This is a genomic window from Ensifer sp. YR511, from assembly GCF_900103045.1.
Lineage (GTDB): Bacteria > Pseudomonadota > Alphaproteobacteria > Rhizobiales > Rhizobiaceae > Ensifer > Ensifer adhaerens.
Window position 1 is genome coordinate 78,070 of record NZ_FNGR01000005.1, and the last position, 25,197, is coordinate 103,266.

Consider the following 25,197-nt stretch of genomic DNA (forward strand, 5'->3'; position numbering starts at 1 on the left):
GACCGTTTCAGCCGTCTTCGACGGTCGCTTCAGGCCGATCGCCGCCATCCGTGTGTTCGAAGTGCCAGTGGCCCTCTTCGTCTTGGAAGCTGATCTCCTCGTCGTCGCCGCCGACTTGCTGTTCGGCGGCGGCGGCCTTGGCGGCGGCAAGCGCCGTTTCGCGGTTGGGAAAGGGTTCCGAAAAGGCGTCGGCGGCCTTATAGGCCCATCCGCCGTCATGAGGAACGATGGTGTACGTAATTCGCGCCATACTTCCCTCCCGATAATCCGAAAGACGTTTCCGTCTTCGGCGGGCCGTTGCCGCACGGCCCTGCATTCCTCCTCGTCAAAGGCATACTCAATGCCGAACGCCGCGGATATTAGCACAAGTGTGGTACGAATTGCCACATTCGCGAATCACCCGGAAAGGCTAGCCGCAAAACAAAAAGGCGGCCCCTTGCGGTGCCGCCTAAGCTCTTGAAACGATTGCGTCGAAATGATCAGGCCGAAAGCTTCGCAGCGATCTTGGCGACGTGCGCGCCCTGGAAGCGGGCCGCCTGGAGTTCGACCTCGGACGGCTGGCGCGAGCCGTCGGCATCGGTGATCGTCGAGGCGCCATAGGGCGAGCCGCCCTTGATTTCGTCAAGGCCCATCTGGCCCTGGAAGGCGTAGGGAAGACCAGCGACGACCATGCCGTGATGCATCAGCGTCGGAATGAAGCCGAGGATGGTGGATTCCTGACCGCCATGCTGGGTGGCCGAGGACGTGAAGACCGAGCCGACCTTGCCGACCAGCTTGCCAGACGCCCACAGGCTACCCGTCTGATCGATGAAGTTGCGCATCTGCGAAGCAACGGTGCCGAAGCGCGTGCCGGCGCCGAAGATGATCGCGTCGTATTGGGCAAGCTCCTCGACATGGGCGATCGGCGCGGCCTGGTCGAGCTTGAAATGAGAGGCCTTGGCGATCTCGTCCGGCACCAGTTCCGGAACGCGCTTGACGTCGACTTCGGCGCCGGCAGACTTGGCGCCTTCGGCCACGGCGTAAGCCATGGTTTCGACGTGTCCGTATGCCGAATAGTAGAGAACGAGAACCTTGGCCATAATTGCTCCTTTGGATACAAGCGATCCCACTTGATCACTGCTGCGCGGAAGATTTATCAAAATGCAGCCGCATGCGAGGAGCCGTCCGGGAAACAGACTGTTCTCGCAATGTGAACAATAATAATTCACTGTTAAATGACTGACTAAACAAACAGGATCACCCGATGAGCAGCATAAAAGTCGTCACTGCCGCCATGGTCGCCATCGGCGACGAACTTCTGTCGGGGCGAACCAAGGACAAGAACATCGGTCACCTCGCCGACATGATGACCATGGTCGGCATCGACCTGAAGGAAGTGCGCATCGTCGCCGACGACGAGGCGGCGATCGTCGAGGCGATCAACGCGGTGCGCAGCCGCTACGATTACGTCTTCACATCCGGCGGCATCGGCCCGACGCATGACGACATCACGGCCGATGCCGTGTCTCGCGCCTTCGGCGTCGAATGCATCTACGAGTCCGAGGCGATGGCGCTGCTCGGCGCCATGTACGAACGCCGCAACATGGAGTTTACCGACGCGCGCAAGCGCATGGCGCGCATGCCATTCGGTGCACGCCATATCCCCAACCCGGTATCGACAGCGCCTGGCTTCGCCATCGGCAACGTGCATGTCATGGCCGGCGTGCCGCAGGTCTTCCAGGCCATGCTCGACGCGCTGCTGCCCGGCCTGAACGTCGGCTCGCCCCTCCTCTCCCGCACCGTACGCTCGCCCTTCGGCGAGGGCGATATCGGCAGCCCGCTGACCGAAGTGCAGCAGAACCATCCGGAGACGAGCATCGGCTCCTACCCGAAATTTGACGGCAAGACCTTCTCGACGGATATCGTCGTGCGGGCCCGCGATCCGGAAGCGCTTGCTGCAGCGGAGGCTGATGTCCAGGCGATGATCCAGGCAATCGCCGATGCGCGGGCAAAGGGATAGCGCGAAGCCCTTGCACTCAAGGCCTCAATGCCGTTATTGCATGTCGGCAAATCAGGATGACGCGTTCCCGCCTGCCCGATCTGCCGGACGCTTCGCCTTACCCTCGTTCAGACAAGCCGGAGCCCACCCATGTCGCTGCCCGATAAAGCCTTTCCCGTTTCCTGGGACCAGTTCCACCGCGATGCCCGGGCGCTTGCCTGGCGGCTAGCCGACAACGGCCAGGAATGGCGTGCCATGGTTTGCATCACCCGTGGCGGCCTGGTTCCGGCCGCGATCATTTCGCGCGAACTCAATATCCGGATGATCGAAACCGTCTGCGTCGCCTCCTACCATGACTACGACACGCAGGGGCAGATGAAAGTGCTGAAGGGCATCACGCCTGAAATCACCAAGGACGGCGGTGAAGGCGTGCTGATCGTCGACGACCTGACGGACACCGGCAAGACCGCGGCCGAAGTACGGGCAATGCTGCCGAAGGCGCATTTCGCTGCCGTCTACGCAAAGCCGAAGGGCCGGCCGCTCGTCGATACCTTCGTGACCGAAGTCAGCCAGGACACCTGGATCTATTTCCCCTGGGACTTGGGCTTCACCTACCAGGAGCCGATCGCCAAGGGCACGCGCGGCTAACTGCCCATACGTTCCGGATGCGGCGTACGTCGCCTTTCCAAGCGGTGACTTGTCGGGCCGCGCGTTTTCGATCAGCTGATCGGCGGTATCGCGCCGATTAGCGCTTCAGCGGTCAAGCCTGGCCCTGCCTTGGCGCCCGCTGCGCCATGGCGCCAGACCGCGGCGGCCGCCGCCTCGAAGGCCGGCATTCCTTTCGCCAGATGCGCGCCGACGATGCCGGCAAGTACGTCCCCTGATCCGGCGGTTGCCAGCCACGGCGGCGCATTGTTGTTGACGACGGCCCGCCCGTCCGGCGCGGCAACGACGGTGTCGGCGCCCTTGTGGACGATCACGGCATGGCTCGCCCGCGCCGCGGCCTGCGCTTTCTCGATCTTCGAAAGCCCATGGTCTCCGGCGATCTCCGGAAAGAGGCGAGCGAACTCGCCATCATGCGGCGTCATCACCATTTGCCCGCCGCCTTTCGCCAGCGCTGCGAACAGTTCGCCGGGGTTCGTCTGGAACGAGGTGATGCCATCGGCGTCGAGCACCAGAGAGCGATCGCAGAGCGCAAGCGCAAAGTCCCTCGCCCTCTTGCCGATGCCAAAACCCGGCCCAAGCACGAAGCTTCCCAGGCGCTGGTCCTGTAGCCATTTGGTAAGCTCCCGCCTTCCTTCTATCTCCTTCACCATCACCGCCGTCAGATGAGACGCATTGATGCCGAGCGCGGCCTTGCCGGTGGCGACGGTAACCAGGCCAGCGCCAGCCGCAAGGCCCGCTGCCGCCGAAAGTCGCGCCGCGCCCGTTGCTTGGCGGTCGCCTGAGAAAACGACCAGATGCCCGCGCTTGAACTTGTGGGTCGAGGCCGCCAGGTCACCTCCCCAGCCCGCCCAGAGGAACGGCGCGATGAGGCGCAGCGAACCTGCACCGGCACGCACAATCCGCGCGGGAATGCCGATATCGAACACCTCGAGTGTGCCGCAGAGGGATCGCCCGGGCAGAAGCCAATGACCGGGCTTGGGCGCCATGAACGTGACGGTGTGGCGAGCGGCAAAGGCGGCGCCCCGGATCTCGCCCGTCCGGCCGTCGATGCCGCTCGGCAGATCGATGGCAACGACCGGAACGCCGCTGGCATTGACCCGTTCTATAAGGTGAGCGACGTCGTCAGGGAGGTCGCGTGACAAGCCCGCCCCAAAGAGCGCATCGATGACGACATCGCCAGCCTGTGGTTCGAATGCAGAGATTGGCGCAGCAGGACCACTCCAGTCGGACCAGGCCCGCGCTGCATCGCCTTGAAGCCTGGCGGGATCGCCGAGGACGAACACCGCGGCATCCGCCCCGCTTTCGGCAAGGCCGCGGGCTGCGATGTACCCGTCACCGCCATTGTTGCCTGGACCGCAGAGCACGACGAAGCGGCGGGCATCCGGAAAATGTCGCAGGGCCGCCGCCGTCACCGCCAGTCCGGCGTTGCGCATCAGCGTAAAACTATCGATGCCGGATTGGGCTGCCGCCCGGTCGATTGCCGTCATTTCGGCGGGCGTGATCAACAGGTGCTGAAGGTCGGAGCGCATGCGCCAGACTTATCCATGCCCACGCGCGTGAAGCAAGGCCTCAGCTCCTCCTTCACGATTGCCTTAAAATCATGCATTTGCACATAATTGTTGCTCAAATAACAAGCTTTGCGCCAGCAATGACGCGGAGACGCCGCAAAAAGCGGGCATCTTTAGATCGGAAATCATAAAAAATAGGCAGATCGCGCCCGCCGAAGGTATGGAAATCCCGCAATCGGCGCGCCGACAGCAGATTTTTTGTCGTTCTGACAGATTTTCGCAGAAAAACTGGCATGCAACGTGCATATTCAGGGCGAGCGGGCATGATCCTGCTTTCAAGGGAGAAGCGGAGAGACATTTTCTCATGAAAAAGATCGAAGCGATCATTAAGCCCTTCAAGCTCGACGAAGTGAAGGAAGCCCTTCAGGAAGTCGGTCTGCAGGGTATCACCGTCACGGAAGCCAAGGGCTTCGGGCGGCAGAAGGGTCACACGGAGCTGTATCGCGGCGCCGAATACGTGGTGGACTTCCTGCCGAAGGTAAAGGTCGAAGTCGTGCTGGCGGATGAAAACGCGGAGGCCGTCATCGAGGCGATCCGCAACGCCGCGCAAACCGGCCGCATTGGTGACGGAAAGATTTTCGTTTCCAATGTGGAAGAAGTCATCCGAATTCGCACGGGCGAAACCGGCCTCGACGCCATCTGACATCACGGGCCGTTCGGCCCGGTTCTTTTCAAATCCTCGTCATCTCACACAGGGAATAACGGCAAATGACGACTGCAAGCGATATTCTGAAGCAAATCAAGGACAACGACGTCAAGTTCGTCGACCTGCGCTTTACCGATCCCAAGGGCAAGCTGCAGCACGTAACGATGGATGTGGTCTGCGTCGACGAAGACATGTTCGCCGATGGCGTCATGTTCGACGGTTCCTCGATTGGCGGCTGGAAGGCCATCAACGAGTCCGACATGGTGCTGATGCCCGATCCGGAAACAGCGCATATGGACCCGTTCTTCGCGCAGTCGACGATGGTCATCATCTGCGACATTCTCGATCCGGTTTCGGGCGAATCCTACAACCGCGACCCGCGCGGCACGGCCAAGAAGGCTGAAGCCTACCTCAAGGCATCCGGCATCGGCGACACCGTCTTCGTTGGCCCGGAAGCAGAATTCTTCGTCTTCGACGACGTCAAGTACAAGGCCGACCCGTACAACACCGGCTTCAAGCTCGACTCCTCGGAACTGCCGTCGAACGACGACACCGATTATGAGACCGGCAACCTCGGCCACCGCCCGCGCGTCAAGGGCGGCTACTTCCCGGTTCCGCCGATCGACAGCTGCCAGGACATGCGCTCTGAAATGCTGACGGTTCTGTCCGAAATGGGCGTCACCGTCGAAAAGCATCACCACGAAGTGGCGGCCGCCCAGCACGAGCTCGGCGTCAAGTTCGACGCGCTGGTGCGCAACGCCGACAAGATGCAGATCTACAAGTACGTCGTGCACCAGGTCGCCAATGCCTATGGCAAGACGGCAACCTTCATGCCGAAGCCGATCTTCGGCGACAACGGCTCGGGCATGCACGTACACCTGTCGATCTGGAAGGACGGCAAGCCGACCTTCGCCGGCGATGAATATGCCGGCCTGTCGGAATCCTGCCTCTACTTCATCGGCGGCATCATCAAGCATGCCAAGTCGCTGAACGCCTTCACCAACCCGTCGACGAACTCCTACAAACGTCTCGTCCCGGGCTATGAAGCACCGGTTCTGCTCGCCTATTCGGCACGCAACCGTTCGGCTTCGTGCCGCATTCCGTTCGGCACCAACCCGAAGGCCAAGCGCGTCGAAGTCCGCTTCCCGGACCCGACCGCCAACCCCTACCTCGCCTTCGCAGCCATGCTGATGGCCGGCCTCGACGGCATCAAGAACAAGCTGCACCCCGGCAAGGCCATGGACAAGGACCTTTATGACCTGCCGCCGAAGGAACTGAAGAAGATCCCGACCGTTTGCGGCTCGCTGCGCGAAGCGCTGGAAAGCCTCGACAAGGACCGCAAGTACCTGACGGCCGGCGGCGTCTTCGACGACGACCAGATCGATTCCTTCATCGAACTTAAGATGCAGGAAGTCATGCGCTTCGAAATGACCCCGCATCCGGTCGAGTACGACATGTACTACTCGGTCTAAAACCATTGGAACCGGCGGCATCGGCAACCGGTTCAAGCCGTGCTCAAGGGCCGGCGGCTTCTCAAACGGAGCCGCCAGCCTTTTCTTTGGCGCGCACGATTGCGAGCGCCCTGAACAAGGAGCGGCACGAAACCGTCGAATTGTGTGATATTATGTTGCCAACAACTTTTGCGCGTCCGCGGGACACGCGCGGCGAGATCGATCAATGGAGGGTGTAGGGAATTCCCTATTGATGTTTTGGGTTCGCCAACCCAGATAATCTCCTGAAAGGATGTGTTGCGTCATGAAACAGAGAAACGCCAAATTCGAGATCGGACAGGTGGTTCGCCATCGGGTTTTCCCGTTCCGCGGCGTCATTTTCGACGTCGACCCGGAATACGCCAACACCGAGGAGTGGTGGAACGCCATTCCGCAGGAGATCCGCCCGAGCAAGGATCAGCCCTTCTATCACCTGTTCGCCGAGAACGACGACAGCGAGTATGTCGCCTACGTCTCCGAGCAGAACCTGGAATTCGACGACAGCGACCGGCCGATGCGCCACGCGCAAGTCGATGCCCTGTTCGACAAGGATGGCGTCGGTCACTACAGACCCAAGGCGACGTTCCGGCACTAAGGCACTGCGCTCTCGAACAAATGAAAACGCCCGGACCGCGAGGTCCGGGCGTTTCTTTATGAGTTTGCGGAGGACCGCTTAGTTCTGCTTGGCGGCCTTCTGGGCTTCTTCAAGCTTCTTGCGCGCGTCCTCGGCCTTCTTCTGCATTTCTTCCTGCAGCAGGCGCTGACGCTCTTCGAGCTGCGACTGCTCGATCGGCTCGCCGTCGAACACACCGGTGAAGCCCGTCAGGGCCATCTTGATCGGGTTCGGAGCGCGCTGGAAGTTGACCGAGGTGAAGACGACCTCATTGCCCTTCTTCAGGCTGGCGATCAGCTGGTCGGAAAGCGGCGCTTCTGCAACGCACTTGTCGGGCATGCAGATGGCGTAGTCGAGCTTGACCGGCTTGCCGCCGTCGATCTGCATCTGAACGCCGGTCGGAATGAGGCGCGCGGACGGTACGGAAACCTGCATGATCTTGCGGTTGACCTTGCCGGAGACGGTGATGAGGCCGACAGCGGTCACGAGCTGGCCGTTGTTGGCGGTCAGCAGGTTCTGAACGATGCAGACATCGTTGTCTTCCTGCTTGGTGCAAACCTTGAACCAGCCCTGCGGCGGCTTGCCGCCAGCCTGCTGTGCAGACGCAACGCTCGGAACGCCCGCAGCAGCTACAGTGAGCGCCAGCGCTGCCATGCCCGAACGTTTTGCAATATTCGACTTGAAGATCATTGTGATTCCGTCTCCTGAAATCCGGTAACGGAACAGTTGTTCCGCAGGTGAGTATCGTCAGCCGCCGTTGTCCTGTTGGCCAAATAAGGCAAATGCATGACCCCGTTTCCGGAAACACCTGTTACATTGGCTCGCTTCGATTATCCAGTGTTTCCTGTCATTTTTTGACTTCATACTAGGCGGAATTTGGACCGCGGATCGGTTGGATTCATCCGTCGGCATTGGTAACGTTCGGGGAATCGGCCTGTTGATACCCCTCACGGGAGGTGACCTTGCGTGCAATTCTTTCCGGTCTGGCGCTGATCCTGACCGCCACTTCATTCGGCACTGCTGCGGCAGCCGCTCCCGTGCATGCGATTGCCATGCACGGAGAGCCGGCGCTGCCTGCCGATTTCAAGAACTTTCCCTACGTCAATCCGGACGTAAAAAAGGGTGGAAAGATCTCCTATGGCGTCGTCGGCAGCTTCGACAGCCTCAATCCCTTCATCCTGAAGAGCATGCGCACCACCGCACGCGGCATGTGGGATCCGGAATACGGCAACCTCGTCTACGAATCGCTGATGCAGCGTTCGCGCGACGAGGCCTTCACCATGTATGGCCTGCTCGCCGAAACAGTGGAGTGGGATGACGACCGGACCTTCATCCAGTTCAATCTCAACCCGAAGGCCCGCTGGGCCGACGGGCAACCTGTTACCGCCGAGGACGTGATCTTCAGCTTCGAGCTGCTGCGTGACAAGGGGCGTGTCCCCTTCAGCAACCGCATGGCCAAGGTGGCGAAGCTCGAAAAGGTCGGGGAGCGCAGCGTGCGCTTTACCTTCACCGAGGATGCCGACCGCGAGCTGCCGCTCCTGCTCGGCCTGTCGCCGGTGCTGCCGAAACATGCCATCGACCTTGCGACCTTCGACCAGACCACGCTGAAGCCGCCGCTCGGCTCCGGCCCCTACCGCGTCGCGGAGGTGAAACCGGGCGAGCGCATCGTCTACAAGCGAAACCCGGACTATTGGGCCAAGGACCTGCCCTCGAAGGTCGGCCAGGACAATTACGACGAGATCTCCGTGGAGTATTTCCTCCAGGAGAACTCGCTGTTCGAAGCCTTCAAGAAGGGCGAGATCGACATCTATCCGGAAGGCAGCGCCACCAAGTGGGCGCGCGGCTACGATTTCCCGGCGGTTCGTTCCGGCGAGGTCGTCAAGGAAACCTTCACGCCGAAGACGCCGTCCGGCATGCTCGGCATCGTCTTCAATACCCGCAGGCCAATGTTCGACAACTTGAAGCTCCGCCAGGGCCTGGCGCTGGTCTTCGACTTCGAGTGGGTCAACAAGAACCTCTTCGACAGCGCCTATACGCGCACGCAGAGCTACTGGCAGAACTCGGCGCTGAGTTTTCTCGGCGCACCGGCCGACGACCGCGAACTCGGCCTGATCGGCGACGCCCGCGATCGAATCAACCCGGCGATCCTCGACGGCACCTATCGCCTGCCGGTGACCGACGCGTCCGGGCGCGATCGCAACGTGCTGCGTGTTGCCGTCTCTCTGATGCGCGAGGCCGGCTATCAGATCAAGGACGGCAAGATGGTCGACCCGCAGGGCAAACCGCTCGCGTTCGAGATCATGAGCCAGAATGCCGGCCAGGAAAAAATCGCCCTCGCCTACCAGCGATTTCTCGCACCTCTCGGCATCCAGGCGTCCGTGCGCACTGTCGACGATTCGCAGTACCAGCAGCGCAGCCAGTCCTTCGACTACGACGTGATCATCAAATCCTTCCCCTCGACGCTGTCACCCGGCATCGAGCAGGCCGGGCGCTGGACCTCACAGGCGCGCGACCGGCAGGGCAGCGACAACTTCGCCGGCGTCGCCGACAAGGACGTCGACCGGATGGTCAATAACATCCTGCAGGCCCGCACGAGCGAAGACTTCACGGCGGCGGTGCGTGCGCATGACCGGTTGCTCGTCAACAATTCCTATCTGGTGCCGCTCTATCACCTCGACGCACAGTGGGTGACGCGACGCAAGCATATCGGCCGGCCCGATACCATGCCGCTCTACGGCTACCAGCTTCCGACCTGGTGGGATCAAAACGCACAATAGAGGGTTGGTTCCCTTTTGGTAACGCATTGAAAGCCGGATGAAACCGGCTTATCTCGCCTTCAACCGAACAAGGAAAGGCGCCCACACCATGCAAACCGTCAGCATCGATATTGTCTCGGACGTTGTTTGTCCCTGGTGTTATCTCGGCAAGGCGCGGCTCGACCAGGCGATTGCCAATCTTCCGGACGTGCTGGTCACGGTCAACTGGCGCCCCTACCAGCTCAATCCCGACCTGCCGCCCGAGGGGATCGATCACAAGCGGCATCTTGCCGAGAAGCTCGGAGGCCAGGCGGCCGTCGATCGCGCCCACGACACGCTGCGCGAACTCGGCAATGCCGACGGCATCGCCTTCGACTTCGATGCGGTGAAGATCAGCCCGAACACGCTTGACGCTCATCGGCTTGTCCGCTGGGCCGCGACCAACGGCGAGCAGGCGCAGTCGGCCGTCGTCGGCTTGCTGTTCAAGGCCAATTTCGAAGAAGGCCGCAATGTCGGTGATCACGCGGTCCTGCTCGATATCGCCGAGCAAGCAGGCCTCGATCGCCCCGTCGTTGCGGCTCTGCTTGGCTCCGATGCCGACAAGGATGCGGTCAAGGAAGAGGTTGGCATGGCCCGCGAGATGGGCGTGACCGGCGTTCCCTGCTTCATCCTCGAAGGACAATATGCCGTGATGGGCGCGCAATCGGTCGACGTATTGACGAATGCGCTGCGCGAAATCGCCGAGATGAAGGCGAGCGGCAAGCCGAACTGATCTCGACACGACCTGAAACAGACTTGCTCGACAGACCTCGACCGTACTGCCGCACCACGCGGCAGTACGGTTTTTTCTTACTTCGCCAGGCCGGCGAGCTGCGTCATCACCATTGCTGCACCGGACAGGCGCTTTTCCGGCGTCGCCAGTTCGCGCTGGAAGAAGATGCTCTGGTCGGGCCGGATCTTCGAAAGCGTGCCCTGCTTGGCGATGTAACCCACCAGTGCCGCAGGGTTCGGGAATTCCTTGTTGCGGAACTGCACGACGACGCCCTTCGGCCCGGCATCGAGCTTCTCGACATTCGCCGTGCGGCAGAGCGACTTGATGTAGACGATCTTCAAGAGATGCTGGACCTCGATCGGCAGCGGACCGAAGCGGTCGATCATCTCGGCGCCGAAGCCGTCGATCTCCTTCAGGTCCGTCAGTTCGCCGAGACGACGATAAAGGCCGAGCCTCAGATGCAGATCCGGAACGTAGTGTTCCGGGATCATGACGGGCGTTCCGACCGAAATCTGCGGCGACCAGCCGGTGTCGTGGATTTCTTCCTCACCCTTGAGTTCGGCGACCGCTTCCTCGAGCATCTGCTGGTAAAGCTCGAAGCCAACCTCCTTGATATGGCCCGACTGCTCTTCGCCGAGCAGGTTGCCAGCACCGCGGATATCGAGGTCGTGACTTGCGAGCTGGAAACCGGCACCGAGCGTGTCGAGCGACTGCAGCACCTTCAGCCGGCGTTCGGCCATGCCCGTCAGCGTCTTGTTGACCGGCAGAGTGAACAGCGCAAAGGCGCGCACCTTCGAGCGACCGACGCGACCGCGAAGCTGGTAGAGCTGCGCAAGACCGAACATGTCGGCACGATGCACGATCAGCGTGTTGGCCGTCGGTACGTCGAGACCGGATTCGACGATCGTCGTCGACAGCAGCACATCGTAACGGCCGTCATAGAAGGCGTTCATGATGTCTTCGAGCTCGGTTGCCGGCATCTGGCCGTGGGCGACGGCTACCTTCAGCTCCGGAACGTCCGACTTCAGGAAATCATGGATTTCCGACAGGTCGCTCAGGCGCGGGCAGACATAGAAGCTCTGGCCGCCGCGATAGTGCTCGCGCATCAGCGTTTCCCGGATCACCAGCGCATCGAAGGGCGAGATGAAGGTGCGCACCGCCATGCGGTCGACCGGCGGCGTCGTGATCAGCGACAGTTCACGCACCCCGGTCAGGGCAAGCTGCAGCGTGCGCGGGATCGGCGTCGCCGAAAGCGTTAACACGTGCACGTCGGACTTCAGCTCCTTCAGCCGCTCCTTGTGCTTGACACCGAAGTGCTGTTCCTCGTCGATAATCAAGAGGCCGAGATTGGCAAAGTTGACCGACGTGCCGAGGAGCGCATGGGTACCGACGACGACATCGGTCTTGCCATCGGCCACTTCCTTCTTCGTCAGCGCCAGTTCCTTGGAACCGACGAGGCGCGACGCCTGCTGGATGCGGATCGGCAGCCCACGGAACCGTTCGGAAAAGGTCTTGAAGTGCTGGCGGGCAAGCAGCGTCGTCGGCACGACGACCGCGACCTGTACGCCGTTCATGGCAGCGATGAAGGCGGCACGAAGCGCCACTTCCGTCTTGCCGAAGCCGACGTCGCCGCAGACGAGGCGGTCCATCGGACGGCCGCTGCCGAGATCTTCCCGCACCGCCTCGATCGAGTTCAGCTGGTCTTCGGTCTCGTCATAGGGGAAGCGAGCGGCAAACTCATCATAGACGCCGTCCTGTGCGGCGAGCACCGGCGCCCGGCGCGTATGGCGTTCGGCGGCGATGCGAATGAGGCCGCCCGCCATATCGAGCAGCCGCTTCTTGAGCTTGGCCTTGCGCGCCTGCCAGGCGACGCCGCCGAGCTTGTCGAGGATCGCATCGGTGCCTTCTGAACCGTAGCGCGACAGAAGCTCGATGTTTTCGACCGGCAGGAACAGCTTGGCATCGTCGGCATAGACGAGCTCGAGGCAATCATGCGGGGCACCGACCGCCTCGATGGTGCGCAGGCCGACGAAACGGCCGATGCCGTGTTCGGCGTGCACGACATAGCTGCCCTCGTCGAGACCAGCCACCTCGGCGATGAAGTCGGCACCGCGCTTGCGCCGCTTCGAGCGGCGGACCATGCGGTCGCCCAGAATATCCTGTTCGCCGATGATAACGAGATCGCCCGTCTCGAAACCGGCTTCGATGCTGAGCACGGCCGAGGCCGCCTCGCCCGGCTTCAGCGACTTGATCTCGGCGAGTGCCTTGATGGGCTTGACGTTGCCGAGACCGTGTTCGGCGAGAACCTGGAGCAGGCGATCGAGCGATCCTTCGCTCCAGCCTGAAATCACCACCTTGGCGCCCTTCGAGCGCCGCTCGGCGATGTACTTGACCGCCTGATCGAAGACGTTAACGCGTTCGTCTTCGGCTTCGCCCTCACCCGCCGACTTCGCCCAACGCATGCCCTGGCGCGCATCGACCGAGATGACCTGGCGGGCTTCGCCCTCGTGCTCGTTGAAGGGCGACAGGCGAATGGCGTCGCGTGAGCTCAGGCCGGCGTTGAAGCCCTGCGAGCTGAGATAGAGCAGCTCCGGCGGAACCGGCTTGTAGGGCGTACCCTGGGTGGCCTGCGCCTTGCCCGGAGACGCCGAGGCTAAACGGGCGTCGTAATAGTCGAGAATGAGCTTCGAGCGCTCAGCCGCAGCTTCGCGCGCCAGATGATCGGTGACGATACGGAAGCCGTCGAGATAGTCGAAGACTGTCTCCAGCCCGTCATAGAACAGCGGCAGCCAATGCTCCATGCCGGCATAGCGCCGGCCTTCGGAGACAGCCTGGTAAAGCGCGTCGTCGCGGGTCGTCGCGCCGAACAGCGACAGGTAGTGCTTACGGAAATGGCTGATCGTTTCGGGCGTCAGCGACACCTCGCTCATCGGATTGAGATCGAGGGAGCGGACCTGACCGGTCGTGCGCTGACTTGCAGGATCGAACGAGCGGATTGTTTCGAGCGTATCGCCGAAGAAATCAAGGCGCAGCGGCTCGCCGCTCCCCGGCACGAAGACATCGAGGATGCCGCCGCGCACTGCGTATTCGCCAACCTCACGCACGGTCGCGACACGCTCGAAGCCGTTGCGCTCCAGCCGCATCGCGATGTCGTCCATACGCACCTGATTGCCCGGACGGGCCGAAAACGCCAGGCTTTGGATCACGTCCTGCGGCGAGATCTTCTGGAGGGCGGCGTTGACCGTCACCAGCACGATCGCCGCATGCGGCTTCTTCTTGTGCGCAATCAAGGCGCTCAGCGCCGCCAGCCGCCGTGCCGACGTGTCGGCGCTCGGCGAGACGCGGTCATAGGGAAGGCAGTCCCAGCCGGGAAGCGTCAGCACCGGAATGTCGGGCGCGACGAATGAGAGGACCTGCTCAAGATCGGCGATCCGCTGGCCGTCCGATAGAATGTAGGCGACCGGCTGGCCGGCGCGGGCGAGCTCAGCAAGGATCAGCGCCTCGGCCCCGGAGGGCACCGGCCCGATCGTGATCTCTCGCTGTGCTTCGACAATCTTCTTCGGATCAAGGCCAGCCAGCATCATCGGTCTATTTCATCCCTTCGGGAAGCTTGTCGAAATCCGGACGATAGGCAGCGATGCGCTGAAACATCTGCGTCTGATAGCAAGCCGGCACCGGCTGTTCGCCGATGATCCACTTGACGAGATCGTTGTCTTCCTCGCCCATGATCGTCTCGAGTTCATCGAGTTGTGCTTCAGAAAGCGTCGAGAGCTCAGCCTCTGCAAATTGCCCGAGGATCAAATCCATCTCGCGAATGCCGCGATGCCAGGCACGGAACAGGATCCGCCGTCGACGCGGATCGAGATCGGCGCTGGTGCGAGAGATACCGGTCATGGGAAATTCCTTCCTGCCGCCCGCGATGACGCCTGCACGCTCGGACGAACGCGCGAGGCCTTTGGGGTACGGTTTGTCGTCAACGGCTCTATAAACTCTGAATAGCCGATTGTCAGCCTTGCCAAAGCCCGAATTATCATCGCAATTTCATCGCCATGCGCCCCGCCCTGCTAGATCCGCTCTTCTCCCCGCTCGACACGCTTCCAGGCATCGGCCCGAAGATCGGCGAACTTTATGCCCGTTTGCTCGGTCGCGAGACGATCGAAGACTGCCGCGTGGTCGATCTCGTTTTTCACGCGCCGCATTCGTTGATCGACCGGCGCCAACAGCCTGGCATCGCCCACGCGCCTCAAGGGGTTATCGTCACCATCACCGGTCGGGTCGATCGCCACCAGCCGCCCCCGCGCGGAAAGCCCAACCTGCCCTATCGCGTCTTCCTGCATGACGAGACCGGGGAGCTGGCGCTCACCTACTTCCGCGTCAAGGGCAACTGGTTGGAAAAATCGCTGCCGGTCGATGAGACAGTCATCGTCAGCGGCAAGGTCGACTGGTTCAACGGCCGCCCCTCCATGGTTCACCCTGACTATGCGGTCCGGGCAAGCGAGGCGGAAAACCTGCCGCTGGTCGAGCCGGTCTACGGGCTGACAGCGGGACTTTCACCAAGGATATTGCGCAAGTCGATCGAGGCCGCCGTCGCCCGCGTTCCGGACATGCCCGAATGGATGGACGACGCGCTGCTGACGCGACAAAGTTTCAGCACCGCAGCCGAAAGTTTCCGCGCGCTGCATGATCCCCGCGACGCGACCGACCTTGATCCGCAGGCACCTGCCCGCCGCCGCCTCGCCTATGACGAGTTTCTCGCCGGGCAATTGTCCCTGGCTCTCGTTCGCCAGCGCCTGCGCAAGGTCGCGGGAGTACCGGTTCACGCGACCGGTGTGCTTTCCCGTCCGGTCATCGACGCCCTTCCCTTTTCCTTGACAGCCAGTCAGTCGACGGCGATCGCCGACATCCTGAAGGACATGGCCGGCACCGAGCGTATGCTCCGGCTGCTGCAAGGCGATGTCGGCTCCGGCAAGACGATGGTGGCGCTGATGGCGATGCTCGCCGCCGTCGAATCCGGCGGTCAGGCGGTGCTGATGGCGCCGACCGAAATTCTCGCCCGCCAGCACCATGCGACGCTTGCAAGGATGGCCGCATCCGCCGGCATCGCCATCGACGTTTTGACCGGCCGCACCAAGGGCAAGGAGCGCGGCGCCATTCTCGAGCGCATCGCGTCCGGAGAAACGCGCATGGTGATCGGCACGCATGCGCTTTTCCAGGACACGGTGAGCTACAAGGAGCTGACACTGGCGGTGGTGGACGAACAGCATCGCTTCGGCGTTCACCAGCGCCTGCGCCTGACCGCCAAGGGCATCTCGCCGCATATGCTGGTCATGACGGCAACGCCGATCCCGCGCACGCTGGTGCTTGCCGCCTTCGGCGACATGGACGTTTCGAAGCTCACGGAAAAGCCCGCCGGACGCAAGCCGATCCAGACGGTGACGATCCCGACGGAGCGCGTTGGCGACATCGTCGATCGGCTCGACGCTGCCCTTCGCGAAGGCAAGAAGGCCTATTGGATCTGCCCGCTCGTGGAAGAGTCCGAAGCCGTCGACGTCATGTCGGCCGAAGAACGATACGAAGGCCTCGCCAAGCGCTTCGGCAACAATGTCGGCCTGGTACACGGCCGTATGAACGGGGCGGAGAAGGACGCCGTCATGCTCGCCTTCAAGAACGGCGAGGTCCGCCTGCTGGTTGCGACAACAGTCGTGGAAGTCGGCGTCGACGTGCCCGACGCAACAATCATGGTGATCGAGCATGCGGAACGCTTCGGCCTTGCCCAGCTTCACCAGTTGCGCGGCCGCGTCGGCCGTGGCGACGAGGCATCGACGTGCATCCTGCTCTACAAGGGACCGCTCGGCGAAACCGGCCGCGCGCGGCTCTCGATCCTGCGCGACAGCGAGGACGGCTTCCTGATCGCCGAGGAAGACCTGAAGCTGCGCGGCGAAGGCGAGTTGCTCGGCACGCGCCAGTCAGGCACGCCCGGTTTTCGCATCGCCAGCCTGGAGGCCCACGGCGATCTGCTCGAAATCGCGCGGAAGGACGCCGCCTACGTGATCGAGCGCGATCCGGACCTCACTTCGGAGCGCGGCGAAGCGCTCCGTACGCTGCTCTATCTCTACCGCCGCGATGAGGCGATCCGCTTCCTGCGCGCCGGCTGACCGACCACCCTGCCAAACCGACGATCACGGCGGCCCGGCATCAAGATACGGGAATCTCAGTCTTCTGCTGACCGATTTTCAAAGGTGCATTGGCGAGCGGCTTCTGGTCGGGCGTCACGAGGCCCCCCGAGATCAGGAGCTTCGCCGCGTCCTCCGCGCTCATGTCAAGCGGGATGATCTTGTCGCGCGGGATGAACAGCAGGAACCCCGCCGTCGGGATCGGGGTCGGCGGCAGGAAGACCGCGACCATGTCCATGCCGCGTTCCTTGAATTTCGAGGCGATCTCGCCTTTCACATCCGTTGCGATGAACACCAGCGACCAGATGCCCGGGCTCGGATACTCGATCAGCCCGGCCTTCTTGAAGGAGGAGGACTGTTCCTGCAGCACCGTCTGGAATATCTGCTTGGTGGACTTGTAGATCGTGCGGACGAGAGGCGTCCGATTGAGGAGCGACTCGGCGAAATTCACGATCGACCGACCGACGAGGTTTGCGGTCATGAAACCGACGAAGGTGATCACGAAAATGGCGACGAGCAGACCGAAGCCGGGAATGGCCACGGGCGAATAGGTGTCCGGATTATAGAAGTTCGGCAGGTAGGGCTTCACCCAACCGTCGGCCCAGTCGATGAAGGTGCGCACGAGCCAGACGGTGATCGCGACCGGTGCGCAGATGATCAAACCCGTCAGGAAGTAGTTGCGCAGCCGGGTGCCGATATAGCCGCGTTTCGAATGTTCCGTCATGCTTCTTCCGTCTCAACCTCACTCGACGCCGAAGGCCGGATGATAGGCGACCGTACCGGCCGCCATCGCGCCGGAGAGAGCCAGCGCCATGAAATATTGCGGCGCACAACCGGGGAATACAAGAGCCGATTCGTTACGGAAACCGAACTTTTGATACAAGGCCGGATCACCGACGACAACGCAGCCGGCGGCCCCTTCCGCCCGCAGCCATTCGAGCCCCTCGAGGATCAGCTGCCGGCCGATGCCCTGGGCCTGAACGTCCGGCTTGACCGAGACCGGCCCAAGCCCGAACCAGCCGGGCTCTTCCGGCGTCAGAGTGACGGGCGAAAAGGCGATGTGCCCGACGACTTCCTCGTTCATCTCGGCGACCAGCGACACACTCAGCGCACCGGACTCACGCAGTCGCTCGATGATGAAGGGTTCGCTCTGGTCGCTGTGCGGATGCCCTTCGAAGGCGGCCGCGGTCACGGCATGTATCACCGCTTCGTCGCCGGGGCGCTCGTGCCGGACATAGATCATTCGACGGTCACCGATTTGGCGAGGTTGCGGGGCTGGTCGACGTCGGTGCCCATGAACACCGCCGTGTGATAGGCAAGGAGCTGGATCGGCAGCGAGAAGATCATCGGCGCGATGACCTCATCGACATCAGGCAACACGATCGTCGCCATGGTCTCGAGCTTCGAGGCGGCGGCGCCCTTCTCGTCGGTGATGAGAATGATCCGGCCGCCGCGGGCCGCGACTTCCTGCATGTTGGAAACGGTCTTCTCGTAGAAGCGGTCGTGCGGCGCGATGACGATAACCGGCATGTTCTCGTCAATCAGCGCGATCGGTCCATGCTTCAGTTCGCCGGCGGCATAACCTTCCGCATGGATATAGGAGATCTCCTTGAGCTTGAGCGCCCCCTCCATCGCCAGCGGGAAGCTGGTGCCGCGGCCGAGGTAGAGAACGTCGCGGCACTTCGACAGCTCGCGCGAAAGAAGCTCGATCTTCGGCTGAACGGCGTTCAGCACCTGCCCCATGATGCGCGGCATTTCCGCGAGATAGCGAACCAAGACCTGCTCTTCCTCAGCACTCACCGTGCCGCGGGCGCGACCGGCACCGATCGCGAGCGACGCCAGCACTGCGAGCTGGCAGGTGAAGGCCTTGGTCGAGGCGACACCGATTTCCGGGCCGGCAAGGATCGGAAAGACCGCATCGGATTCACGCGCGATGGTCGATTCACGCGTGTTGACCACGGCACCGATCTTCAGGCCAAGTTCCTTGCAATAGCGCAGCGACGCCAGCGTATCAGCGGTTTCGCCGGATTGAGAGATGAACAACGCGGCCGCCTCGGAAGGCAGCGGGATCTCGCGGTAGCGGAACTCGGACGCGACGTCGATTTCCACCGGCAGGCGCGCGTAACGCTCAAACCAGTACTTGCCGACGAGGCCTGCGAGATAGGCGGTGCCGCAGGCGGAAATCGCAAGGCTCGGAATCTTGGCGAAATCGATCGTGCCTGAGAGCGCCTTGATGCGGTTGCCGGCAAAATCGATGTAGTGGCTGAGCGCGTGCGCGATCACCTCCGGCTGCTCATAGATCTCCTTCTCCATGAAGTGCCGGTGGTTGCCCTTGTCGATCATGTAGGCGGCGGCCGTAGACAGCTGCTTCGGCCGGTCGACGACGTTACCGTCGAGGTCGAAGATATGCACGCCGTTCGCCCCGATCACCGCCCAGTCGCCATCGATCAGATAGGTGATCTCGTTGGTGAAGGGCGCAAGCGCGATCGCGTCGGAGCCGAGGAACATTTCGCCGCGGCCGTGACCGATCGCAAGCGGCGGGCCGTTACGCGCCGCCATGATCGTCGAAGGATCGTCCTGGAAGAGCACCGCCAGCGCATAGGCACCGGTGACGCGCTTCAGCATCGCGTGCATGGCTTCGCGCCGGCCGAGGCCTTCGCGACGGAACTTGGAGAGCAGATGGGCCACAACCTCGGTGTCGGTGTCGGTCTCGAACTTTGCGCCACTGGCGATCAGTTCGTCCTTCAGCTCGGCGAAGTTCTCAATGATGCCGTTGTGGACGACGGCGACCCCGTCGGTGAAATGCGGGTGGGCGTTGCGTTCGGTCGGCGCGCCATGGGTTGCCCAGCGCGTGTGGGCAATGCCGATCGTGCCGGCGAGCGGCTCTTCGCGCAGCCTGATCTCCAGATTGACGAGCTTGCCCTCGGCGCGCCGCCGCTCCAGCTTGCCGCCAATGACGGTGGCGACACCGGCGGAATCATAACCGCGGTATTCCAAGCGCTTCAGCGCATCGACCAGTCGTTCCGATACCGGCTGGTTGCCAACGATGCCTACAATACCGCACATAGTCGTCTCCGAATTCGTCCCCGCGCCGCGATCGGCGCCCCTGTTCAACGAGGGCGGAAATGCCGCCCGGCGCGCTGTCTTGGTAAAGCATTTGCAGGTCGAGGCAATCCGCCCCGATTTCACTTTCGATTTCAATGTTTAACGCCGCCGCATGTTCCCGCGAATCCTAGCGGAATCAAGCGACATGCAGCAAATCCGAGGCGAACCCGCGGACACGCGGGCACCACGGGCCTAACCGGCAGCCTTCGCCGACTTCTTGGCTGCCTTCACCGCCTCGTACCGCTCGCGCAGCAGCCGTGCCCGGCCAGGCTTGATCTCCTGGCGTGCGCGGCCAAAGGCGACGGCGTCGGCCGGCACATCCTCGGTGATGACGCTGCCGGAGGCGACCAGGGCGCCGTTGCCGATCGTCACCGGCGCAACCAGAGACGAGTTCGAGCCGATAAAGGCATTTTCGCCGATCCGCGTCTCGTGCTTGTTCACACCATCGTAATTGCAGGTGATCGTGCCGGCGCCGATGTTGGTGCCTGCGCCGACGAACGCATCGCCGATATACGTCAGGTGATTGACCTTGGCGCCGGCGCCGATCTCAGCCTTCTTGACCTCGCAGAAATTGCCGACCTTGGAGTTTTCGCCGAGATCGGCACCCGGGCGCAGGCGTGCGTACGGACCGACCGTCGCGCCGGCGCGCACCGTCGCACCCTCGACATGCGAGAAGGCATGAATGATCGCGCCGCTCTCGACGCGCACGCCCGGGCCGAAGACGACATTCGGCTCGACCAGGACATCCTGCTCCAGCGCGGTATCCCAGGCGAGAAACACGGTTTCCGGCGCGATCATCGATACGCCCGACAGCATCAGCTCGTGGCGGCGGCGCTGCTGCCAAAGCCGCTCGATGAAGGCGAGCTCGGCGCGCGTGTTGCAGCCAGTCAGTTCTTCTTCGGGGGCCTCGACGGCAATCGCCTGCCCACCGATCTCGCGGACGATCTCCACGAGGTCGGTCAGGTAATACTCGCCCTTGACGTTGGCGTTACCGATGCGGCCGAGAAGATCGAGTGCCTTGCGACCGTCGATCGCCATCAGGCCGCCGTTGCAATAGGTGATGCGGCGCTCTTCTTCCGTTGCGTCCTTGTGCTCGCGAATGGCGAGCAGCGCGCCGTCCTTTACGATCAGGCGGCCGTAGCCCGACGGGTCTGCCGCCTCGAAGCCGATCACCACCACATCGTTGCCGGCCGCAAGTCCCTCGCGAGCGGCCCGAAGTGGTTCAGGCTGGATCAGCGGCGTGTCGCCGAAAACGACGAGAATGTCGTCGAACCGCTTTGCGATGGCGTCGCGGGCAGCAAGCACCGCATGGCCGGTGCCGAGCCGTTCCTTCTGCAGATAGGACGAAACCGACACGCCGCCGATGTCGGCGGCAGCCGAGACCGCGTCGGCGTCGCGGCCGACGACGAGAGCGATATCCGAGATGGAAGCGTTTGAGAGCGCCTCGACGACGTGGGCGATCATCGGCCGGCCCGCCACCGGATGCAGCACCTTCGACATGGACGATTTCATCCGCGTGCTTTCACCCGCAGCCAAAACGATGGCCAGGCACGTCCGTTCCATATATCTCTCCTTGGTCTCTTCCAGGCTCACGCCCACTGCACAATCCCTTAGATCGGAATCGGCTCAAGTACAAAATCGCCTTTCGATTCGGCGCGGTGCTAGCAGCAACATATTGCGAGAAGCATAATTCTCACAATCACGTCGCATTAACCGGCTTAAAACCGGATGATGGCATAAGAAGGCGCGGAGCCTGTGTCAGCAAAACCGTGCGGGTGCATCGCTCCTTCGGGGGATCAAGCCGCAATGCACAGCCGCACTGACATCGACACACCGGCAAAGTCTACCGGCGCGGTCATTCCTCTCGCGCGATCTCCGCTTCTGTTGCTTGCCCTTGTGCTCGGTGTGCTCGCGGTTCTGCTCAGCTTCACGATCCCGCAGCCGATCGGTCCGATGTTCTGGGACCACTATCTCTATCTCGATGCCGCCAATCGTATCCGCGACGGCCAGATCCCGTCGGTCGATTTCTTCACCCCCGTCGGCGCCCTCGGCTACTATCTCTTCGCCGCCCTGCAGGGCATCTTTCCGAACGGCCAGCCGCTGCTCCTGGCGAGCTGGTGCCTGCTTCTCGTCAGTGGGCCGCTGATCGCGCTGGTCGTCACCGATGTCCAGAAGCGTTCGACGGCAGTCGCCTATGCGATCCTGCTGCCGTTCCTGGTGTTTTCGGTGCTGCCGTTCAACACCGGCGACTTCTACCCCTATCCCGGGTCCGACGGTTTCGGCATCTACAACCGCCAGGTCTGCCAGCTTCTCTATGTACTCGCAGCCGCACTTGTCCACGTACGCGATCGTCGGCTGCTCGTCGCGACGGTCGCCGGCGCCATGGCGGCACTGTTCTTCGTCAAGATCACCGGCGCGGTTGCCGGCACGCTCATGTGCCTCATGGCCTTTGCTGCGGGGCGCCTGCCGTTCCGGTCGGCTATCATGGCGGGGCTCGTGGTCATCGCCATCCTTGCGAGCGTCGAACTCGCCCGCGGCGGCGTCTCTGCCTATCTTGCCGATATCCTGGCGCTGCTTTCCGTCAATGACGGCAGCTTGCTGCCGCGGCTGCTGCAGGCCGCCTCCCTCAATGCCGGTCTGCTGATCCCGGCGGGATTGCTGTGCCTGGTGCTCCTCGGCACGCAGCTTGCGCCCTTCGCCCAGTCGCTGCGCCAGCTTGGAAAAGGCCCGTCAATGGCGGCTCTCTGCCGAAGTTTCGACCAGCCGTTTTTCTGGCTTGCAGCCTTCGTTCTTGCCGGTATCGTCTTTGAGAGCCAGAACACCGGCAGTCAGGCGTTCATCTTCCTGCTGCCGCTGCTCCTCAAGCTCGCGATCGATGAGGTCGCAGCCGCCAAAACACGGCCTGTCGCAGTTGCCGTCGCTGTTCTCGCCCTCGCGGCAGCCCTGCCGCCGGCCACAGCCGTCGTGCAAAAAAGCACCCGCGCATGGATCGGGGCTGTCAACAACGTGCCGTTGGAAAGCCGCAACCTCAAAACCATGGGCGCCGTCAATGTACGGCCCATCCTGGCACTGCGCGCCGAGCGTCTGCGCATCCTCTACGCGACCGAGCGTCCCGCATTCGACGCCTTCGCCAAAACTGGCGAGTTGCCGTCGTTCCTGCTCTACAGCGACTTCGATTTTCAGACGGGATGGCTGATGAATGTCGACGAAGCGATCGACGCGTTGACGGCCTACGAGGCTTCGAGCGGCGTACGCTTCCGGACGATCTTCAACGTCGACTTCACCAATCCCTTTCCGTGGCTGATGGACCGCAGTGCCCCGCTGCATGTCGCGATCGGCGCAGATCCCTTCCGCGCCATTCCGCCGCCGGATGAAAATGTTCGCGCCGCCCTCGATGCGGTCGACGTCGCGCTGGTGCCGACCTGCCCGGTGACCAATGTCAACCAGACGCTGCTGTCGCTTTATCTGCCGAGCCTTGAAACGGCTCACAGCCGGATCACGCTGACAAGCTGCTACGACGCCTTTGTCCGAAACAGCCTGAAGCCCGCTGCCAACACCGGCGGCTGATCGACGCGACGCTAGGCGCCCGGCCGCAAGCGGCTCTCGCTCAACAGCCCATTTTCCTCAAGGATGGGATAGGCGACGGAAGCGATATGCGCGTTGACGCGCTTCAGATCCCGGAGCATGTCGAGATGCAGGGAGCTCGTCTGCAGGCTCTGGACCAGCCCGTCGCGCAGCCGCTCGATATGGCGCTCCGCCGAGCGTTTCTCCATGTGACGCACGTTGACCTTCACCTCGATGAGCTGCTTGGCGAGATCGGCATTGCGGGTGACGAAGATGGTCTGGGCGACTCGCAGATTGTCGATCGTCAGGTTGAAGAGGCTCTTGAGCTCCTGATAGCCCTCCTCCGAGAACTTCAGGCCGTTACTGACCTTCTTGGTGATCTGCTCGCACAGCCCCTTCTCGATGATGTCGCCCATATGCTCGAGATTGATGGCGTAGTCGATGATGACGATCGAGCGGCGGCCGTCTTCGGCGCTCAGGCCATCGCGGCCCAAGCGCGACAGGAAGATCTTGACCTCCTGCTGCAGCTGATCGACCTGTTTTTCGAACTTGCCGATATCGCGAATATCCGAGAGGTCATTGTTGTTGAAGGCGTTCGCGGCACGCATCAGCATCGCCTCGACCAGATCGCCGACGCGCAAGACCTCGCGGGTGGCTCCCGAAAGCGCCATGACCGGCGTATTCAGCGTCGTCTCATCGAGATAACGCGGGCCGGTCTCCTCGGCCTCTCCATCCGGAATGAACCGGGCCATCAGCTGCGACAGCAAACCGGCAAAGGGCCAGGCAAGAATGGCGACCGCGAGGTTGAAGGCCAGATGAATGTCGACCGGCAGGTTCTGGCGCGGCAGCGGCAGGCTCTGCAGAAACTCCACGCTCATGCCTGTCAGCGGAAGCGCGATCAGGCAGCCAATGGCGCGAACGACAAGGTTGCCTATGGTGACGCGGCGCGCCGACGGGGCGGAACCGAGCGTTGCCATGACAGGCGGAACGGCGCCACCGAGATTGGCGCCAAGCACGAGTGCCACCGTCAACCCGACGCTGAGGATGCCCGTCGTCGAGAGTGACAGCACCAGCATCACCACAGCCAGACTGGACGACGACGCAAAGGCAAGTCCCGCGGCAATGAGAAGCGCTACGGGCCAGGCGCTGTCGAGCATCGAGAGGAAGGCCCCAAGGGCCGGACTGTCACGCATCGGCTCCGTCGCCGCGCCCAAAAGATGTAACGACAGGAGCATGAGGCCGATGCCAACGAAAGCAGCACCCAGACCCTGGCGCGCGTTCGACCGGCTTGCGCGGTGCAAGACCACGCCGATGAGAATGACGAGCGGCGACAGCCATTCTATTCCGGTCGCCACGATCCAGGCCGTCATCGCCGTGCCGAGATTGGCGCCAAGCAGCACGATCTGCGCCATGCGCGAGCGGATGAGCCCCTTTTCCACGAAGGATGCGGTCATCAATGCGGTGGCCGTGGAACTTTGCAGCGCAAGCGTCGCGACAAGTCCGGTCACGAAGGAACGGAGAGAGCCGTCGGTTCCCTGGGCAAGGCCGGCGCGCAGCCGTGCCCCGAAGGCACGGGTCACCCCGTCCTTGACGAGGGACAGGCCGAAGAGAAGCAGTGCCACTGCTCCAAACAGGTTTACCATCACGATTGTCGACTGCATGGAATCTTTCCCGCGGAAGCTCCAAAGAATCGCTCCGCCCCTGCAACAGAACCACAGAACCGCGGCATGTTCGAGCCAATGTGACAGATAATTTTCGGTTGCCGGCTAACGAATCCGACATCGAGTTGGTCACCCGCGCCGGTCCGATCGACGGACGCCGCCCGCCTCATCCAGGCAGCTCGCGCAGCTGTCGCGGCAGCCATTG

20 protein-coding genes are annotated in these 25,197 nt (G+C 62.4%); 9 read left to right on the forward strand and 11 right to left on the reverse strand.

Going from position 1 to position 25,197, the window contains the following annotated elements:
- Positions 1-7 precede the first annotated feature (7 nt).
- Both BLU15_RS11825 and wrbA read right to left on the reverse strand, forming a co-directional pair.
- Positions 8-250, reverse strand: a complete 243-nt coding sequence (locus BLU15_RS11825; protein ID WP_034791085.1) for a DUF2188 domain-containing protein — start codon at positions 248-250, stop codon at positions 8-10.
- 229 nt (positions 251-479) lie between these two features.
- Entirely contained in the window at positions 480-1,079 is a 600-nt protein-coding gene (gene wrbA, locus BLU15_RS11830) for an NAD(P)H:quinone oxidoreductase (RefSeq protein WP_034791083.1), read from the reverse strand.
- Between the two features lie 164 nt (positions 1,080-1,243).
- On the opposite strand from wrbA, the gene BLU15_RS11835 reads away from it, so the two are divergent.
- Both BLU15_RS11835 and gpt read left to right on the forward strand, forming a co-directional pair.
- Positions 1,244-1,999, forward strand: a complete 756-nt coding sequence (locus BLU15_RS11835) for a competence/damage-inducible protein A (RefSeq protein WP_090295560.1) — start codon at positions 1,244-1,246, stop codon at positions 1,997-1,999.
- Between the two features lie 129 nt (positions 2,000-2,128).
- A complete protein-coding gene (gpt, locus tag BLU15_RS11840) occupies positions 2,129-2,626 on the forward strand; it encodes a xanthine phosphoribosyltransferase (RefSeq protein ID WP_034791068.1) in 498 nt (165 codons plus the stop codon).
- Positions 2,627-2,697: 71 nt separating this feature from the next.
- On the opposite strand, the gene BLU15_RS11845 is transcribed toward gpt, so the two are convergent.
- Positions 2,698-4,173 (reverse strand): NAD(P)H-hydrate epimerase, encoded by a 1,476-nt coding sequence (locus tag BLU15_RS11845; RefSeq protein ID WP_090295563.1) that lies wholly within the window; start codon positions 4,171-4,173, stop codon positions 2,698-2,700.
- Positions 4,174-4,516: 343 nt separating this feature from the next.
- Here BLU15_RS11845 and BLU15_RS11850 point away from each other — a divergent pair, with 343 nt between their 5' ends.
- From BLU15_RS11850 to hspQ, 3 genes are all read left to right on the forward strand, one after another.
- Entirely contained in the window at positions 4,517-4,855 is a 339-nt protein-coding gene (locus tag BLU15_RS11850; protein ID WP_003528058.1) for a P-II family nitrogen regulator, read from the forward strand.
- Positions 4,856-4,920: 65 nt separating this feature from the next.
- The gene (gene glnA / locus BLU15_RS11855; protein ID WP_034791062.1) at positions 4,921-6,330 is read left to right on the forward strand and encodes a type I glutamate--ammonia ligase; all 1,410 of its coding nucleotides are present in this window, start codon (positions 4,921-4,923) and stop codon (positions 6,328-6,330) included.
- Positions 6,331-6,613: 283 nt separating this feature from the next.
- Positions 6,614-6,943, forward strand: coding sequence for a heat shock protein HspQ (hspQ, locus tag BLU15_RS11860; RefSeq protein ID WP_034791060.1), 330 nt, complete (start codon positions 6,614-6,616; stop codon positions 6,941-6,943).
- Positions 6,944-7,021: 78 nt separating this feature from the next.
- On the opposite strand, the gene BLU15_RS11865 is transcribed toward hspQ, so the two are convergent.
- Positions 7,022-7,651, reverse strand: a complete 630-nt coding sequence (locus BLU15_RS11865; RefSeq protein ID WP_034791027.1) for an invasion associated locus B family protein — start codon at positions 7,649-7,651, stop codon at positions 7,022-7,024.
- Between the two features lie 272 nt (positions 7,652-7,923).
- Between BLU15_RS11865 and BLU15_RS11870 the strand changes: the two genes are divergently transcribed.
- Positions 7,924-9,738, forward strand: coding sequence for an extracellular solute-binding protein (locus tag BLU15_RS11870; protein ID WP_090295566.1), 1,815 nt, complete (start codon positions 7,924-7,926; stop codon positions 9,736-9,738).
- 88 nt (positions 9,739-9,826) lie between these two features.
- A complete protein-coding gene (locus tag BLU15_RS11875; protein WP_060517076.1) occupies positions 9,827-10,489 on the forward strand; it encodes a DsbA family oxidoreductase in 663 nt (220 codons plus the stop codon).
- 77 nt (positions 10,490-10,566) lie between these two features.
- Here the strand turns inward: BLU15_RS11875 and mfd are convergent, their stop codons facing one another.
- Both mfd and BLU15_RS11885 read right to left on the reverse strand, forming a co-directional pair.
- Positions 10,567-14,070, reverse strand: a complete 3,504-nt coding sequence (mfd, locus tag BLU15_RS11880) for a transcription-repair coupling factor (protein ID WP_060517410.1) — start codon at positions 14,068-14,070, stop codon at positions 10,567-10,569.
- A gap of 7 nt (positions 14,071-14,077) precedes the next feature.
- Positions 14,078-14,383 carry an FAD assembly factor SdhE gene (locus BLU15_RS11885; protein WP_034791024.1) on the reverse strand — a complete coding sequence of 102 codons (306 nt, stop codon included), beginning with the start codon at positions 14,381-14,383 and terminating at the stop codon, positions 14,078-14,080.
- A 155-nt stretch (positions 14,384-14,538) separates the two neighbouring features.
- On the opposite strand from BLU15_RS11885, the gene recG reads away from it, so the two are divergent.
- Positions 14,539-16,644 (forward strand): ATP-dependent DNA helicase RecG, encoded by a 2,106-nt coding sequence (gene recG / locus BLU15_RS11890; protein ID WP_090295567.1) that lies wholly within the window; start codon positions 14,539-14,541, stop codon positions 16,642-16,644.
- A gap of 40 nt (positions 16,645-16,684) precedes the next feature.
- Here recG and BLU15_RS11895 read toward each other — a convergent pair whose 3' ends face one another.
- From BLU15_RS11895 to glmU, 4 genes are all read right to left on the reverse strand, one after another.
- Positions 16,685-17,386 (reverse strand): DUF502 domain-containing protein, encoded by a 702-nt coding sequence (locus tag BLU15_RS11895; protein ID WP_034791018.1) that lies wholly within the window; start codon positions 17,384-17,386, stop codon positions 16,685-16,687.
- 18 nt (positions 17,387-17,404) lie between these two features.
- Entirely contained in the window at positions 17,405-17,902 is a 498-nt protein-coding gene (locus tag BLU15_RS11900) for a GNAT family N-acetyltransferase (RefSeq protein ID WP_034791382.1), read from the reverse strand.
- On the reverse strand, positions 17,902-19,728 hold the full coding sequence (glmS, locus tag BLU15_RS11905) for a glutamine--fructose-6-phosphate transaminase (isomerizing) (RefSeq protein WP_034791015.1): 1,827 nt from the start codon (positions 19,726-19,728) through the stop codon (positions 17,902-17,904). The genes BLU15_RS11900 and glmS overlap by 1 nt, the downstream gene beginning before the upstream one ends.
- Before the next feature lie 231 nt (positions 19,729-19,959).
- Entirely contained in the window at positions 19,960-21,330 is a 1,371-nt protein-coding gene (gene glmU, locus BLU15_RS11910; RefSeq protein ID WP_090295573.1) for a bifunctional UDP-N-acetylglucosamine diphosphorylase/glucosamine-1-phosphate N-acetyltransferase GlmU, read from the reverse strand.
- 243 nt (positions 21,331-21,573) lie between these two features.
- Between glmU and BLU15_RS11915 the strand changes: the two genes are divergently transcribed.
- Positions 21,574-23,334 (forward strand): hypothetical protein, encoded by a 1,761-nt coding sequence (locus tag BLU15_RS11915; RefSeq protein WP_090295576.1) that lies wholly within the window; start codon positions 21,574-21,576, stop codon positions 23,332-23,334.
- Positions 23,335-23,345: 11 nt separating this feature from the next.
- On the opposite strand, the gene BLU15_RS11920 is transcribed toward BLU15_RS11915, so the two are convergent.
- Positions 23,346-24,992, reverse strand: coding sequence for a Na/Pi cotransporter family protein (locus tag BLU15_RS11920; RefSeq protein ID WP_034791009.1), 1,647 nt, complete (start codon positions 24,990-24,992; stop codon positions 23,346-23,348).
- Between the last annotated feature and the right edge of the window lie 205 nt (positions 24,993-25,197).